This is a genomic window from Gottfriedia endophytica, assembly GCF_017814275.1.
GTDB lineage: Bacteria > Bacillota > Bacilli > Bacillales > Bacillaceae_G > Gottfriedia > Gottfriedia endophytica.
The window spans coordinates 142463-158552 of the sequence record NZ_JAGIYQ010000006.1; the positions used below are offsets into that span (position 1 = coordinate 142463).

General features: G+C 33.2%; 15 protein-coding genes. 1 reads left to right on the plus strand and 14 read right to left on the minus strand.

What is annotated here, in order from left to right:
* Positions 1–248 precede the first annotated feature (248 nt).
* The 3 genes from J5Y03_RS11155 to J5Y03_RS11165 all read right to left on the minus strand — a co-directional run bounded on the left by J5Y03_RS11155 (position 249) and on the right by J5Y03_RS11165 (position 3302).
* The gene (locus J5Y03_RS11155; RefSeq protein ID WP_209405587.1) at positions 249–1025 is read right to left on the minus strand and encodes an arylamine N-acetyltransferase family protein; all 777 of its coding nucleotides are present in this window, start codon (positions 1023–1025) and stop codon (positions 249–251) included.
* A 478-nt stretch (positions 1026–1503) separates the two neighbouring features.
* Entirely contained in the window at positions 1504–2727 is a 1224-nt protein-coding gene (locus J5Y03_RS11160; RefSeq protein WP_209405589.1) for an MFS transporter, read from the minus strand.
* Positions 2728–2897: 170 nt separating this feature from the next.
* Positions 2898–3302, minus strand: a complete 405-nt coding sequence (locus J5Y03_RS11165) for a DoxX family protein (protein ID WP_209405591.1) — start codon at positions 3300–3302, stop codon at positions 2898–2900.
* Between the two features lie 418 nt (positions 3303–3720).
* Between J5Y03_RS11165 and J5Y03_RS11170 the strand changes: the two genes are divergently transcribed.
* Complete coding sequence (locus tag J5Y03_RS11170) at positions 3721–4662, plus strand: DUF4309 domain-containing protein (RefSeq protein WP_209405593.1); 942 nt, start codon at positions 3721–3723, stop codon at positions 4660–4662.
* Positions 4663–4798: 136 nt separating this feature from the next.
* Here J5Y03_RS11170 and J5Y03_RS11175 read toward each other — a convergent pair whose 3' ends face one another.
* From J5Y03_RS11175 to J5Y03_RS11225, 11 genes are all read right to left on the minus strand, one after another.
* On the minus strand, positions 4799–5671 hold the full coding sequence (locus tag J5Y03_RS11175; protein ID WP_209405595.1) for a YitT family protein: 873 nt from the start codon (positions 5669–5671) through the stop codon (positions 4799–4801).
* Between the two features lie 416 nt (positions 5672–6087).
* Positions 6088–6645 (minus strand): 6-phospho-3-hexuloisomerase, encoded by a 558-nt coding sequence (gene hxlB, locus J5Y03_RS11180; RefSeq protein ID WP_209405597.1) that lies wholly within the window; start codon positions 6643–6645, stop codon positions 6088–6090.
* A gap of 81 nt (positions 6646–6726) precedes the next feature.
* Complete coding sequence (cydB, locus tag J5Y03_RS11185; RefSeq protein ID WP_209405599.1) at positions 6727–7746, minus strand: cytochrome d ubiquinol oxidase subunit II; 1020 nt, start codon at positions 7744–7746, stop codon at positions 6727–6729.
* A complete protein-coding gene (locus tag J5Y03_RS11190; protein WP_209405601.1) occupies positions 7733–9145 on the minus strand; it encodes a cytochrome ubiquinol oxidase subunit I in 1413 nt (470 codons plus the stop codon). The genes cydB and J5Y03_RS11190 overlap by 14 nt, the downstream gene beginning before the upstream one ends.
* Positions 9146–9341: 196 nt before the next feature.
* Positions 9342–9749 carry a nucleoside triphosphate pyrophosphohydrolase family protein gene (locus J5Y03_RS11195; RefSeq protein ID WP_209405603.1) on the minus strand — a complete coding sequence of 136 codons (408 nt, stop codon included), beginning with the start codon at positions 9747–9749 and terminating at the stop codon, positions 9342–9344.
* 32 nt (positions 9750–9781) lie between these two features.
* Entirely contained in the window at positions 9782–10132 is a 351-nt protein-coding gene (locus J5Y03_RS11200; protein ID WP_209405605.1) for a DUF2294 domain-containing protein, read from the minus strand.
* A 10-nt stretch (positions 10133–10142) separates the two neighbouring features.
* Positions 10143–10565 carry a phosphate-starvation-inducible protein PsiE gene (locus tag J5Y03_RS11205; RefSeq protein WP_209405607.1) on the minus strand — a complete coding sequence of 141 codons (423 nt, stop codon included), beginning with the start codon at positions 10563–10565 and terminating at the stop codon, positions 10143–10145.
* Between the two features lie 271 nt (positions 10566–10836).
* A complete protein-coding gene (locus tag J5Y03_RS11210) occupies positions 10837–11316 on the minus strand; it encodes a DUF1641 domain-containing protein (RefSeq protein WP_209405609.1) in 480 nt (159 codons plus the stop codon).
* Positions 11316–14270 (minus strand): formate dehydrogenase subunit alpha, encoded by a 2955-nt coding sequence (gene fdhF, locus J5Y03_RS11215; RefSeq protein WP_209405611.1) that lies wholly within the window; start codon positions 14268–14270, stop codon positions 11316–11318. Before fdhF ends, J5Y03_RS11210 begins: the two co-directional genes overlap by 1 nt.
* Before the next feature lie 446 nt (positions 14271–14716).
* The gene (locus J5Y03_RS11220) at positions 14717–15775 is read right to left on the minus strand and encodes a P-loop NTPase (RefSeq protein ID WP_209405613.1); all 1059 of its coding nucleotides are present in this window, start codon (positions 15773–15775) and stop codon (positions 14717–14719) included.
* A gap of 145 nt (positions 15776–15920) precedes the next feature.
* Positions 15921–16064 carry a hypothetical protein gene (locus tag J5Y03_RS11225; protein ID WP_209405615.1) on the minus strand — a complete coding sequence of 48 codons (144 nt, stop codon included), beginning with the start codon at positions 16062–16064 and terminating at the stop codon, positions 15921–15923.
* Between the last annotated feature and the right edge of the window lie 26 nt (positions 16065–16090).

Genomic DNA, 16090 nt, shown 5'->3' on the forward strand with positions numbered 1-16090 from the left:
ATGAACATGTTTTAAAAATTCAAGATTAAGATATTTATGATTATACATTCTACTGAATAATAATACAATATTTATTCTATGGTAATCTTTACTTATTAATTTATTTTTTAACAGTAGTTGCTATGAGGATTAAGCTTACTAGAATAATTAACTAATACATTAGATTATTATCTAACTAAAAAATGGATAGAGTAACAGAATATTTTCTACCCCTATCCATTCATTTATAAAATCTATTATTATATAATCTATAATCCAAAATGCCGTTTCGATAACTCTTTGAATCTCGCATAGCCAATTTTCTCTTTTGTAACTTTTCCATCAACCCATTGTGTAAAGGAAGAATCAGTTAATGTGACACTTCCTCCACTAGTAAGTCGAGTGATTAAAGGATTTTTATTAAAAGGTGATTCTGGGTGTTCAGAGATAGCCGATTGAATCTCATTAAGCTCCAATAAATCTGTTACCATTCTCTTGGAATCAAAAGCATATCCAATTCTCCAATCTGTATCCTTATGCTTTAATTTTATGTGAAGCACATAATCTCCATGTTCAGTATTCACTTTTTCGATCCGGAATTTACCATTATTAGAGATTATAGTCTCTCCTGTTAAAGGGACTGGCTTTAATGGCAGATTCGCTCCAAAGCCAGTGTCGATTAAATATGTTTGTCCCTCATGATTTATAAGGATCGTTACATGATTTCTTCCATGTGTTTGGAACCCTTGATTTTCTTGATTGTATACAACTCCACGTGCTAAGAATGCATTAAATCCATTTTCGATTAAGAACAAATAGAATATAGAGTTTAATTCATAACATAGACCGCCTTCTTTCTTCAACAATATTTTGTTCATTAAGTTTTCCTTTGTAATATCATTTGTTTTATTTTCAATAATGCATAGGTTTTCAAAAGGGATGTTATATGCTGTTTTTTCAAGTATGTTATCTAGCGTTTCAAATGTAATATTCTCTTCTTCTGAAATGCCGATTCTTTTACGAAATAATGAATTAAGCTCACTCATAAATTAACCTCCAAAAAGTCTTTTTAAATGGCTGTTTTCGTATACACTGTAGCTATTTTAGAATGCGTTAGTTGATTACAACTCCAGGATACTCGCTTTCCGTGGGGCGTGAGCTGAGCCTCCTCGGCAAGCCTGCGGGGTCTCAGCCTTCCCGCTATTCCCACAGGAGTCTCGCACCTTCCATTGTAATCAACTTCTGTCTTTAAAATTAATAATCTCAAAAACAACAATCTTTAAGAAAAGAGCCTTTTAAATAAATCACCTATCCCAAAATGCACATTTTCAAATTATGAATATGATACACTACATTTATTTCAGACTTTCTATTTTATATTTTAATAAATAATTATAAATAAATGAATTATTTGAAACTTTTTTGGATATTTCCACCACTAATCTTTTGAAGGGAGGTGTGAGACAAAGAATTCCAGGTTAATAAAAAAATCCATAATTAAATAAAGAAGCACAACCTTAAAGTTTATGCTTCCTTATTTTCTACTCCACTTTTTTCATCAGTCTTCGGTTTAATAAAAAAGAATGCTAAAATTGCTCCTCCTATTGCTAAAAAAATGGATAGTAAAAATATATAGTTATCTGGTCCCTTCATTAATAAAGCAAATACGGGTGGACCTGCTGCTACTCCAACAAATCGCATTGAACTATATAGAGATGTAATTGAACCCCTTTGTTCTTTTTGGATTCCCTCTGTTATTAAGGCATCTAAGCTAGGAAGGCTTACACCAATTCCAAGCCCACTAAATACTAGACACACTATAATGATGTAAATGTTTTTAAAGAAAATTGGAATGATTAATGTGATTCCTAATAAGAAAAATCCAATACAGATGCACCACTTCATTATCGTTTTGTTATTACCAATTTTTTTCCCTGTTAAATAAGAAGTGAGTGAAAGTGAAGCTAATGGAATTGCTAATACAACACCTTTCCAAACGCCATCTAAATGATATTTCTTTTCTAAAATGGAAGATAAATAAAAAAGAACACCGAATAGAATGAACATAACAATTCCACCAAGCAAAAAAATAGGAAAGAGCCAGCGACCTTTTTCACATAAAATCGACTTTACATTTTGAAGAAAGATTTTTAGTGGGGGTGCTTCTTGTTTTTGCTTTGGCGGTTTTACAAAAAAGATAATCAAAATGATGGAAATGATACATAATACCGGAATGAACCAAAATGGAAGAAACCAAACAAATGAAGCTAGTAAAGATCCTAGAATTGGGCTTAGCACTTTACCTAATGTATTGGATGTTTCGACTAGACCAAGACCGGTGCTAACTTGTTTTTCATCTTCAAACATATCACCTACACAAGGAATCACTACAGGCATTGCACCCGCTGAGCCAACACCTTGTATGACTCGTCCGATTAAAATCCACATAAATGGAGTTTCAAATTTCCATGAAACCCATCCTGTAAAAGCTCCGCCTATTCCTGCTATTAATAAACTTGGAATAATGACTTTCTTTCTTCCCCATTTATCTGATAAATAACCCGCTACAGGAATTAAAAGTATAGCGACAATCGAATAAATCGTAATGATAAGCGATACTTGAAAATCAGTAATTTTTAACTTCTTTTCAATTAATGGTAGAACAGGAATTAACATGGAGTTTCCAAGCGTCATAACTAAAGGAACAGATGAAAGTGCCCATAAGCTCCACTTCTGTTTTCTATCCATATCTACAAATTTCACCTCAAAGGAATACTAGGAATTTTTAGTCATAACTGTACTATTCCCAATACCAAATCCTATATTACATAGAAGATTAAAGTTATTTTTATCTACGACTTTATATTTAATAACAATTATAAAACCCTCTCATTTACAACGAGAGGGTTCTACGTTTACTATTTTTCCTTGTTGCCAAATAGATTTTGAAGAGAGAACAATCGACTTCCACATACAACAAGGTAAACAGCTATTGCAAGAAGTACCAATTCTAGCTCATACCCAGCTGTTTTCCCATCTCCCATAAATCCTGCTGCCAGTTTCACTTTAATAATTGCACCAAGCATAACAAATACAAACAAAGTGCTGATGACACGTGTCCCAAGTCCTAAGATCAATGCAATGCCTCCGACAAGTTCAATTGTAGCAATTGCATAAGCCATAAATCCTGGCAATCCCATACTGCTAAACCAGCCTGCAACATTTTCAATTCCACCTTGAAATTTCGCAAAACCATGAATAAAAAATGTAATCCCCAATACCAGACGTAAAACTAACGCCCCAATCTCATATTTCTTAATCACTTTTCTTACCTCTTTCTAATTTATTATCTTGTCTTTCTTTATCTGTAATTTAAAATTGAAAGCTAAGATCACTTTGATGTAAATTATAAAATACCTAATATTTATCAAAAATAATCAAGTTACTTTATGTAAGTTAGTATATATACGTAATTAAAGTGCGTCAAGTATGAAATAAAATTTAATAAGCTTGTGAAAGTAATAGATAGTCTCATTGAAGAGTATATAAATGTGCGATCTTAAGGTGGGGGGCTCACTTTCCGTTAATGTGGAATAAATATTATTTTGAATAAATTTTATTTTTATTTAAAACTTTTTGGTCGAGCTATGCGTCTTATTTATAGAGCTCAAAAATTAAAATAAATATACATCGCAATTGTGACGTGGAAAATAAAAAAGAAGTATAAGAGGGATGAATATCATGAAAAAATTAACTAAAAAAATCGTAATCAGTACAGCAGTATCTTCAACTTTATTACTAGGATTAACACTGACAACTCATGCAGCTACGAACGTTAAACCATTAACAGTATCTAATAAAACTATACTAAAAAAACAACATATGAAATTACAACAAATAATGAAAGATGCAAAACACGGCAAGACAACAAGTAATAACGCTCTTGACTCAATTCGTTTAAACACTGTAAAAGCTACTTTAGGTAAGCCGGTTAAAGAAATTGAATATAAAGGGTCACATATCATCACGTATAACGCAGGGAAATACCAGTTATCTTTTGAATTCCCTAGTCTTTACAGTACTTCAGATATTCAACCAAAGAATCCAAAAGTAACTGATTACTCTATTTATGCGTCTGAGCTAACAATTCAACAAACAAAATTACAACAAATAATGAAAGACGCAAAACTAGGTAAGATAACATATAATCATGCTCTTGATTCAATTCGTTTAAACACAGTAAAAGCTACTTTAGGTAAACCTGCTAAAGAAATTGAATATAAAGGATCACATATCTTAACATATAACGTAGGGAAATATCAGTTATCTTTTGAATTCCCTAGCCTATACAGTACTTCAGATGATCAACCAAAGAATCCAAAAGTAATTGATTACTCTATTTATCCGTCTGAATTAACAATTCAACAAACGAAATTACAACAAATAATGAAAGACGCAAAACTAGGCAAGATAACAACTAATCATGCTCTTGACTCAATTCGTTTAAATACAGTAAATGCTACTTTAGGTAAGCCTGCTAAAGAAATTGAATATAAAGGGTCACATATCTTAACATATAACGCAGGGAAATATCAGTTATCTTTTGAATTCCCTAGTCTTTACAGTACTTTAGATGATCAACCAAAGAATCCGAAAGTTATTGATTACTCTATTTATAAATAATCAATACCAAAAAAGCTCTTACTATTGATAAGAACATGTAAAACATTAACATAAAAATCCATTATAAAAATCACCTTTCAGTCAAACTAAAAGGTGATTTTTTTGTAAAACTATATTTAATTTTTCTAGGTTATAATTAATGAATATCATGTTTTTTGAAATTACCGCCTTTTACTTCCGCTACGTCATATACCGTAACAAAGGCATTTTCATCAATTTCATGAATGATTTCTTTCATTTCACTTTCTTCTAAACGGTTAATGACACAAGTGATTTCTTTAAATTGTTCATGTGAATAACCGCCGTAAACTTCATTATACGTTGCACTTCGACCTAAGCGATCTCGAATTGTCTCTACCATTATTTTAGGTTCCTTTGTGATAATTTTAAATGTTTTAGAACCACTTAAACCTACTTCAACGATGTGAATAACTTTAGAAGCAATAAAGTAAGCAATGGCTGAAAGAATAGCCCCTTCAAGACCAAATATTGTTGAGACAAAAATAAAGACAAACATGTTTAAAAATAAGATGAGATCACTTGTCTCAAAAGGTAACTTTCGAGAAAGTAATACAGCTAACATATCAATTCCATCTAATGCACCGCCATTACGTAATGCTAACCCCATACCAAAACCGATGATAATCCCCCCAACAACGGTAACTAACAATGTATCACCATGAATAATAGTTCGTACTTCGTGCATGAGAACCGTACCGATTGCTAATGAAGCAATACCGATAATCGAATAAATAGCAAAATTTCTACCAATTTGCTTATACCCTAACCAAACAAAAGGGATGTTAATGATTGCAATTAAAAGTCCTAATGGTAATCCAAGTACTTCTGAACTAACGATACTTAAACCCGTTACACCACCATCTGATACATTGTTTGGGATTAATACCGATTCTAATCCATATGATGTTATAAATGCCCCAATAATTATCATTAATACTCGTAAAACGATTTTTAGTTTATTGGACTTGTGCTTTTTAGTTATACTCATATAATTCCCCTCATCCTCCTCTAACTTAATCTGTTTGTATGGATTAACCGAGACATATGTAAAATTATGTCACAGGAATACATAATTTATTACAGTTGCTAAGATAGAACTTTGATATTATACAAATGATATTATTTTTAGATATGACCCACTAAAGCAACTCTTCTATCTTTGTGTCTTTGCTATCCTAATTAAATAAGAGAATTTTAATTATAGCATGCCAGTAACTGTAACAAAAACGACCGTTTTTGGTGACAACCAATTTTTTAAGTTAATAGCGATGTGGAGCTACCCCTAGTAGGAGTACTTGAATTACAACTTAACTATTCTTCTTCTCTTTTATCAACAACTAAAAATAAAAAAAACTGCAGATTAATCTACAGTTTTTCAGCAAAATGGAAACATTCTAGTTTTCTTTAATCAAGATTTGCATATCTCCCATACATAGTTTGGGAATCTATTCCCTTATCTTCCATATATCTTAATATGACTGCATCTAATAATAATAACAATGTTTGTTCAAATAAAGATCCCATTGGCTGTATAGTTTGATAATGACTTTTTAACATATCTTTATATGAACCTGGTAATGTAATTATAGTATCTGCTAATTTTCCTAGACTTGATTCAGGGAAAATCGTTATCAGTACAACGGTACCACCTAATTTTTTTGCTTTTTCTGCTAAAGTTATTAAGCTTTTTGTTTCTCCTGAACCAGAACCAATAAGCAACAAGTCACCTTCCCCTAAACTAGGTGTGATTGTTTCTCCTATTACATATGAATTTTTATTCAAATGCATCATTCTCATGGCAAAAGACTTAACCATAAATCCTGATCGACCAGCACCAGCTACAAAAACTTTATTGGATTTTAAAATTTTATTGTATAGGTTTTCTGATGATTCAACTGGAATAAGTTCTGAAGCAAGATTTATCTCTTTTATAATTTCAGTTAAATAGTGAGCTATCTCCATATTTGTTATTACCTCTATTAATTGTAATTTTCCCTTTCAACGTCTACTGATTTTAACTATTTAACACTAAATTAATCACCATTAATACTCCATATTCTTCTTATGATTTACTCGTTTACGGAAAACGTAGTAACTCCAAATTTGATAACCTAAGACAAATGGCAATAATCCGATTCCTACAAATGACATTATTCTTAATGAATAATGACTAGATGCTGCATTAAAAATAGTTAAATTAAAATTAAAATTAGAATCAGTTGAGCTAATTAACAGACGTGGAAATAAACCTATAAAAATAGATGCTGTTGATAAGATAAGGATTAAGCCCGACATCGTAAACGCCCATCCGTCTTTCTCTTTTACTTGAAAGATGAGAGCAAGTAGATAAACAATTACCCCTATAAAAAATACATACACTATAATGTGATTATGAACGTAAAATAAATCTGTTGTATTTAATGTCATTATAGAAAAAACAATAATCAATAGAGCATTAATTGGTAATAATTTTTTTGCCACATTTCGAGATCGATCTCTAATCTCATGCATTGTTCGAATGGTAGCAAAATTTAGACCATGCCATAAACAAAGCATAGTAAGCGTGATTCCTCCCATTACCGTATACACATTAAAAATATCTGAAAGGCTTGCATGCATAACCATATTTCTATCAATTGGCAATCCTTTTATTATAGCTGAAAAGATTATTCCAAAAAGCATTGGCGGAAAACAACTTCCGAAAAAGATAACCCAATCCCAAATATTTCGCCAAACTTTACTTTCTACTTTACCTCTAAATTCAAAAGCAACACCACGTCCAATTAAGGATAACAATATGAGAACAAAGGGAATATAAAATCCACTTAATAAAGTTGCGTACCAATCTGGAAATGCTGCAAACATTCCACCTATCCCAGTGATTAACCATACTTCATTGGCATCCCAAAATGGACCAATCGTATTAATAAATGCACGTCTTTCCAAATCGTTTTTTCCAAGGAAACGTGATATCATCCCTATTCCAAAATCGAAACCTTCTAGAAAAATAAACCCTACAAAAAGAGTAGAAACTAATGTAAACCATAAATCATTGAGAGACAACGTTATATTCCTCCTTAGAGTATGGATCTAATGATATGTTTGTATTTGATTCGTGGTTATGCCCATGTTCAGGACCTTTTTTAATTTCACGAATAAATAAGTAGACCATAACAATTGCTAAAATTGTATAAAAACAAGAAAATGCAATAATAGAGAATAATAATTCGTTAGCTGTAACACCTGGTGAAACCGCATCTTTTGTTTTCATATATCCAAAAACTACCCAAGGTTGACGACCAATTTCAGTCATAATCCAACCAGCTGAACTTCCAATAAACGGAAAAGAAATAGCTGCGATCATGATACGTAGAAATAATTTACTTTCTAAAAGTTTTTTACGATGATTTAAATAATATCCCCAGATACCCAAAATGGATAATAGACCACCTAATCCCGCCATTATTCTAAAGCTCCAAAATGCTGTACGAACTGGTGGTATATAATTTCCTTGTCCATATTTCTTTGTATATTGTTTTTGTAAATGATTCATTCCTTCAACATCACCAGAAAGTTTTCCATACGATAAAAAACTTAATAGATATGGAATCTTAACTTCCATTGTATTTTGCTTTTTCTCGGGATTGATATTTGCTACCACGGTCCAAGCACCAGGACTTCCACTATTTTCCCATAGCGCTTCACTTGCAGCCATCTTCATTGGTTGTGTTTTGACTAAATAGAGAGCTTGTTCATGTCCTGATGCAGCAATCCATACACCAGAAAACATTCCAACAATAATTGCTACTTTAAAAGATTTTTTTGCAAATTCTACATTTTTCTTTTTAAGAAGCATGATTGCACTCACACCTGTAATAAAGAAGGCACCAGTAGCAAATGAACCAAAAACTGTATGGGGAAATTCTACCCATAATTGTCCGTTTTCTAATAATTTAGAGAAGCTTTTCATTACTAAACGTCCATTTTCTAACTTCATCCCTACTGGATGCTGCATAAATGAATTAGCTACTAAGATAAAGAAGGCAGAACAAATTGTTCCTATACTTACAAGCCAAATACATAAGCAATGTACCCATTTCGGAAGACGATCCCATCCAAATACCCAAAAACCAAGAAAGGTTGATTCCATAAAAAACGCTAAAAGGGCTTCAATTGCAAGAGGGGTACCAAAAACATCTCCTACAAAACGAGAATATTTGGACCAGTTCATACCAAATTGAAATTCTTGTAATATACCAGTAACTACACCGACAGCAAAGTTAATTAAAAATAGATGTCCCCAAAACTTTGCCATTTTTTTATATTGTTCATCTTTTTTTATCACATATAAAGTTTCCATAATAGCTACTAAAAAAGCTAGACCAATGGAAAGTGGTACAAAGATAAAATGAAAGAGTGTTGTAGAAGCAAATTGAATTCTTGAGAGTGTAACAATATTCATTTTATATTTCCTTTCTTCTCTTATATAACTTTAGGTTGAGCTATAATTTTAAGGCTCAAAGTAAATTTCTCACCGATTGTTTGTGAAACATTGAGCAAGTTGATATGAATTTTATAAAACTTAAAGGTGATTTATCCTAATAAATTAAGATTTTTACATATTTGATAATCAATAGTTATATGCCCTTATGTTAAACTTAGTATTCAACAATTACTGTACTACAACTATTTAATCTCTTATTTTCAAAGAAACATCTTTCTACTTCACTCATATTAAAACCAAAAACATGTGCAATTCCCAAAAATAAAGAAAATAAATTTAAGAACCAATCTTTATTATTATTCCTTGTACCTAAGCACTTAAATATTTCCTGAAATTGAATTCTCTCATTCGCAGCAACAGTAGGTGCCCAAGCTAGATACTTTAAAATTAAATCATATTTAAGGTGGACTGCTAATACTAACATAGCATTCAAAATTTCAGTATATTCTTCAATACTTTTATTGGTATACAGATCTATTAGACTCTTGTTCATTTTTGAAATAAGTAAATCTGTATTGATCTCTTTTAACTCTATCGTCTCTATCATTTTTCTAATGTCCAAAGTATCTCATCCTTTAACTTTGTATCCAAAAATCACTGTATAGGTTCGTCAAAAACATAAATCGTCATAGCTGTATCAGTGTCAATATCAATATCTGTAAAGATGTTCACAATTTTAGATCCAGTTATTGCCTCAATCTTTTCTAAGACCAGAGGATCTTTATAAATTTTCTTTACTAATTTAGTTCGTGCTTCATGAACTATTCTCTGCCCTTCAAGTGAACCAATCATAAATCGTTCCACATTCGTTAAATTACCTTTCATTTCACTAATTACCCAAGAACCTACCATACGGGTATTAATTTCTTTTGGTCCATTACCAACATAATCTTTTCGAATTTCTCTAAGTATCATATTGAATTGATGTTCTACATTTTTGTTCATTTCTCTTCTCCTAATTAAATCTTGAATTATTTTTAACTTCAGTAGAAGGTAAGATTACATAACTTATTGTAAGAACTAATATTACAAGAGCTAACCATAAATTATGAATTGATTCTCCGTTATTTACTATTATGAATCGTATAGTAGCAGTAATCCCAATATATAGAAGGTATCGTATTGGGAAATGGTAGTTTTCTTTGAAATATTGGACAATGATTGAAATAAACCCAAAATATAAGAAAAATATAAGAATTTTACTAAATATTTCATGAACATCTTTAATTCCTAATAAAACATCATTTAAAATATAATAAAGTTCTCTAAAGAGAAAATAAGTAAGAATAAAGCTAAGAAAAATTAATGAAGTATTTAACATCGTTTGATAAATTTTTATTAGCCCCTTTCGCTTATTTAACTTCTTCAATCCAATCATCAGTATCCTCCAATTTTATTAATAGTTTCAAAAAGTAAATTTTATAAAGGCTGTTTTCTTAAACTTTGTTGCTATTTAAGAATGCGATTAGTTGATTGGAACTCCAGGATGCACGCTTTCCGTGGGGTGTGCGGTGAGCCTCCTCGTTGCTATCGCTCCTGCGGGGTCTCACCTGTCCCGCTGCTCCCACAGGAGTCTCGCACCTTCCGTTCCAATCAACTTCATTATCAATATAGGTCTCCTCTTATAAGAACCTACTTTGATTAATCTTTTAATCTTTTAATCCTTCTCCTAATCCTTTTAATAGATTTAAAGAAAACTTTATAACTCGATTAACATCAGGGTCTCTTATTAATTTAACTAACTCGAATACTCCTACTTTTTTGTTTGACTGGAATCCTTCTTCTGCTTTTTGCAGACCTTTTGAAAGGCCACCCATTAATTTTTTTGTTGTTTCAGGATCTATCTCTGTTATTGCCCCTGCAGCAGCCATTGCATTATTAATGGCAGTTATCACAGGGGGACGTAACATTTGTCCCACTAATATTTTGGCTACCTGCTCTTTTGCTGCAACAAGATTATTAATCGCTCCAAGAATCCCACTATCATGAAGTTCTTGAAGTAGTTTAATAGTTTCTATAATCCCATCTGCATTTTGGGACAAATCTTGTAAAACCTTTTCAAGTGATTGAGCTTGTATCTCCTTTTCCGTAAGGACTGGTTCATCTATCTTCGTAATTGGTTTAGCCATTATTTGTTACCTCCCGATCTATTTAAATCTGCAATCGGCTCATAATCTTTACGCGCCCACTTTCGTTCCACTTGTACACCTAATTGTGGATTTCGCTTTGCATAACGAGGGTTATACATTGGAAGTGGTCTGATTCCATCTGCCTTAATTAACTCCATTTTTACTTTCGTCTGTTTGTAGGCTGGTGTCTGTGTTCGAACGTCTCCCACACTACCAGTTAAAAGATTAACTGCACTTTCATGACTTACTGAGTGCATAGGAACATATAATTCTTTTCCTTGTACTCTATCAGTTACTACCGCACGAAGTTTAATAGAACCATAAGGTGATATTAAACGTACTAATGATCCGTCTTGAATATTACGCTCTTTTGCAAGCTCAGGTGAAACTTCGACGAATACTTCAGGTAATTTGTACTGAAGACCTTTTGATTTATTTGTCATATTACCAACATGGAAATGTTCCAATAGTCGACCATTATTCAAAGTAAGATCGAATTCTTGTGTAAATTCAATTGGTGGAACATATTCTGTAAGAGAGAATCGAGCTTTTCCGTCTGGGAAGTTAAATCGCTTAGTATAAAGAAGTGGCTCATCTGTTCCATCTTTTTGTACAGGCCACACTAAACTATTCCAGCCCTCAAGTCTATCGTATGATACACCTTCAAATATTGGACAAAGACTTGCAATTTCATCCATGATTTCACTTGGGTGGCTATAGTTCCAATCCACACCCATATACTTAGCAACTTCTTGAATAATCATCCAGTCTGGTTTTGAATCTCCTAATGGATCAAGTACTTTGTACAAGCGTTGCATACGTCTCTCTGTATTAGAGAATGTTCCATCTTTTTCAAGAGATGGCGACGCTGGTAACACAACATCAGCGAATTGTGCTGTTTTTGTTAAGAAAACGTCTTGTACAACAAAGAAATCTAACTTGCTAAGTGTTTCATGCACGTGATTAGCGTTTGAATCAACCCATGCCATTTCTTCTCCCATCAGATACATAGCTTTTAGCTTACCATCTTCAACAGCTTTTAACATATCAATGTTAGTTAACCCTGATTTTTCAGAGATTTTTACTCCATATGCCTTTTCAAACTTTTCACGAGCAGCATTGTCAGTTAAACGCTGATTACCTGGAAGCCATTGTGGAAGTGATCCCATGTCACAAGAACCTTGTACGTTATTATGACCACGTAGTGGGTATGCCCCTGTTCCAGTACGACCAAAATTACCTGTAATAAGTAATAGGTTTGCAATAGCGCCTGACGTATGAGAACCTGCAACGTTTTGCGTTACACCCATTCCCCATAAAATACAAGTTCCTGTTGATTCATGGATCATTTTTGCAGTCTGAATCAATTGTTCTTTTGAAATACCCGTCACTTCTTCTGCATATTCAAGAGTATATTTATTAAGCAGTTTTAAATAATCTTTGTAATAATTCACACGAGATTGAATGAATTTTTCATCATGCCAACCTTGGTCAATGATATATTTTGCAACTGCAGTCAACCAAACAAAGTCTGTTCCTTGTTTTGGATGTAAAAATAAATCTGAACGATCTGCAAATTCAGTTTTACGTAGATCTGAAACAATCAATTTTTGACCACGTAACTTCTTCGCACGTTTCACACGTGTCGCTAATACTGGGTGACCTTCAGTTGGGTTAGCACCAACTGTGATAACAAGTCCAGCATTTTCAATATCCTTAATAGTACCTGAATCTCCACCAATACCAACTGTTGCAAGTAATCCGTCTGTCGCTGGAGATTGACAATAACGAGAACAGTTATCTATATTGTTTGTTCCAAATACTTGACGAGCTAATTTTTGCAGAAGATATGAATCTTCATTGGTTGTTTTTGATGAACTTACAAAGCCAAATGCTTCATTTCCGTATGTTTCTTTGATGGCACCCATTTTTTCAGCAATTAATGTAAGTGCTTCATCCCAAGAAGCCGGTACAAATGCATCGCCTTTTCGGATTAAAGGAGAAGTAATACGTTGGTCACTATTTACAAAATCCCATCCGAATTTTCCTTTCACACAAGTTGAAACACTGTTTACAGGACTATTTTCTGTTGGTTCAACTTTTAATATTTTACGATCTTTTGTCCAAACTTCGAATGAACATCCAACACCACAGAAAGTACACACTGTTTTAGTTTTTTTCGTTCGTTTATCACGAGCAGCTGCTTCCACTTCTGATAAAGCAAAAATTGTTTTATAATCTGGTTCAACTTCTTTAATAAGATCAACCATAGGATTTAGTAGGTCTTTTGGAATTGCTGTCATTAGCCCGGCTTCACCTAACATCGATTTTTCCATTAATGCATTACACGGACAAACTGTAGCACATTGTCCACAAGAAACACATGAAGATTCATTGATAGATTTTCCATCATCCCAAATTACACGTGGAATGTCGCGTTCCCAATCAATAGATAGTGTTTCATTTACTTGTAAGTCTTGACATACTTCTACACAACGTCCACAAAGGATACATTGGTCTGGATCATATCGATAAAAAGGATGTGACATATCCACATCGTATCCTTTTTCTCGGTACGGACGAGTTTGATGTTCAATTTCTAATAACTCAGCTGTGTTATGAACTCGGCAATTTCCGTTGTTATTGTCGCAGACCGTACAATACAGTAAATGATTCTCTAAAATACGATCCATTGCTTCTGTTTGTGCCGATTTGGCTAGTTCTGAAGATGTTAATATATTCATTCCATCCTCAATTTCTGTTGAACATGCTCTCATAATTTTCCCATCAATTTCACACATACAGGTATCGCATGTCTGAATAGGACCTAAAACTTCTGAATAACAAATATGTGGGTGCTCTACTCCTTGTGCCAAAAGATAATCAAGAATTCGAGTCCCTTGATCTACCTCATGTTGCTCCCCATTAATATTTACTCGAACTGTTCCCGCCATTTTTAATTGCTCCTTTTTGTAAAATAAAAAGCCCGCCATAAAATAGAGTGTATGATAGTAATACACATTCTATTTTATGGCGGGCTAATAACTAAGCAGTTTTTACTACTTATAATCCATCTCACCACTTATACTGAAAAAAACAGGACACTAAGGCTATTATTATAACCTGGCATCAATGATTTTTTCGTTTGTACCATTATTATAATACTTTATATGTTTAACCTCAATATTAAATTACTCAAAATAGTAGTTCCTTTTCATTTTTGATAATTTTATCCCCAATCTTCCATCAGTCGGGATTTTTCTGCATCCCCCACTGATGGTTAGCTCGCCCAATCGGGCTTTTACGGGCAGTTATCCCCCACCTATCTTCCTCGCCTCTCTCTCAATCTTGAGGTGGGTGTCTTACTGCCCGTTAATGCAGGATAAATTTGATAAATATATCATGAGACTATTTTTCTATGAATAAGATCTTCAGCTAAAGATGTAAACATCTCTCCCGTCAGTGAATCTTCATCATATACATTTAAGCCTTTATTTTCATCACGTTTGGCAAATGGGATTCTTGCGATTACTTCGGATTGTAGTATTTCGGCTAACATATCACCGCCACCCTTTCCAAAAAGATAATTCTTCGTACCATCTTGCTCTTCATAAAACGCCATATTTTCGACGATCCCTACTATTTCGTGTTTAGTATGTTTCGCCATAGCACCTGCTCTGGATGCAACAAATGAAGCCACATTGTGTGGAGTCGTGACAATAATTTCCTCTGCTTGAGGAATCATTGCTGCTACATCAATGGCTACGTCTCCTGTACCCGGAGGTAAATCAAGGAGAAGGTAATCCAGTTCTCCCCATAGCGTGTTTGCAAGAAAGTTTTGAATCCATTTGTTTAACATCGGCCCTCGCCACATCACTGGATTATTATTATCTGCGAAAAATCCCATTGACATGATTTTAACGCCATGACTAATGACTGGAATCACGGTCTGATCAATCATAGTTGGTCTTTGTATAACTCCCATCATTGCAGGAATACTAAATCCATATATATCTGCATCCAATATTCCTACTTTTTTCCCCATACGGGCCAAAGCAATCGCCAGATTAACAGTAACTGTAGATTTTCCAACTCCACCTTTTCCACTTGTCACAGTAATAAATTTTACACCTGAATCAGGTCGCAACATATTCGGCATTCCAGTCTTTGTTGTCGAGCTCTTCTTCAGCATTTGCGTCAATTCAGCTCGTTCTTCTGGTGTCATAGAACCAAAAGTTAAGGAAACAGTAGAAGCTCCAATATTTCGAAGAGACTTTTCTACATCTTCCTGTATTTTTGCTTTTAATGGACATCCTTGAATCGTCAAAATAACCTCTAGTTGAATATGGGTACCGTCTATTTGAATATTTCTTACCATATTTAAATCCACGATACTTTTATGAAGTTCGGGATCTTGAACATGTTTCAAAGCGCTCATAATTTGTTCATGTGTCAGCATACTTACCAGTCCTTTTTATTTAATAGTCTTAATTTATATTATGGTCAATAATCATCAAAGATATAGCCTATAGAAGAAACTCAAATAATAAAAAAATGGTAAAATAAAAGGTTTTGATCCCTTTATTTTTACCATTTCAAGTTATTTATAGTAATTCCTCATTCTCAAAAGATAAGAATCGTCGATCCGTTATACAGCTTTCACATAAGTGAAGCACTCTTGTTGAAGACAATTCGTTTCCTTCATGTTCCATTTGCTCTTCAGAACCACAAACTTCACATACTTTCATAAGTAGGCTCCTTTCTAACTTATTCT

What these genes read in the sequence shown, in the direction of transcription:
- J5Y03_RS11155 (WP_209405587.1), bottom strand. Translation starts at nt 1,025, where the DNA reads ATGAGTGAGCTTAATTCATTATTTCGTAAAAGAATCGGCATTTCAGAA.
- J5Y03_RS11160 (WP_209405589.1), bottom strand. Translation starts at nt 2,727, where the DNA reads ATGGATAGAAAACAGAAGTGGAGCTTATGGGCACTTTCATCTGTTCCT.
- J5Y03_RS11170 (WP_209405593.1), top strand. Translation starts at nt 3,721, where the DNA reads ATGAAAAAATTAACTAAAAAAATCGTAATCAGTACAGCAGTATCTTCA.
- J5Y03_RS11175 (WP_209405595.1), bottom strand. Translation starts at nt 5,671, where the DNA reads ATGAGTATAACTAAAAAGCACAAGTCCAATAAACTAAAAATCGTTTTA.
- hxlB (WP_209405597.1), bottom strand. Translation starts at nt 6,645, where the DNA reads ATGGAGATAGCTCACTATTTAACTGAAATTATAAAAGAGATAAATCTT.
- J5Y03_RS11190 (WP_209405601.1), bottom strand. Translation starts at nt 9,145, where the DNA reads ATGAATATTGTTACACTCTCAAGAATTCAATTTGCTTCTACAACACTC.
- J5Y03_RS11200 (WP_209405605.1), bottom strand. Translation starts at nt 10,132, where the DNA reads ATGAACAAAAATGTAGAACATCAATTCAATATGATACTTAGAGAAATT.
- J5Y03_RS11205 (WP_209405607.1), bottom strand. Translation starts at nt 10,565, where the DNA reads ATGATTGGATTGAAGAAGTTAAATAAGCGAAAGGGGCTAATAAAAATT.
- J5Y03_RS11210 (WP_209405609.1), bottom strand. Translation starts at nt 11,316, where the DNA reads ATGGCTAAACCAATTACGAAGATAGATGAACCAGTCCTTACGGAAAAG.
- fdhF (WP_209405611.1), bottom strand. Translation starts at nt 14,270, where the DNA reads ATGGCGGGAACAGTTCGAGTAAATATTAATGGGGAGCAACATGAGGTA.
- J5Y03_RS11220 (WP_209405613.1), bottom strand. Translation starts at nt 15,775, where the DNA reads ATGCTGACACATGAACAAATTATGAGCGCTTTGAAACATGTTCAAGAT.
- J5Y03_RS11225 (WP_209405615.1), bottom strand. Translation starts at nt 16,064, where the DNA reads ATGAAAGTATGTGAAGTTTGTGGTTCTGAAGAGCAAATGGAACATGAA.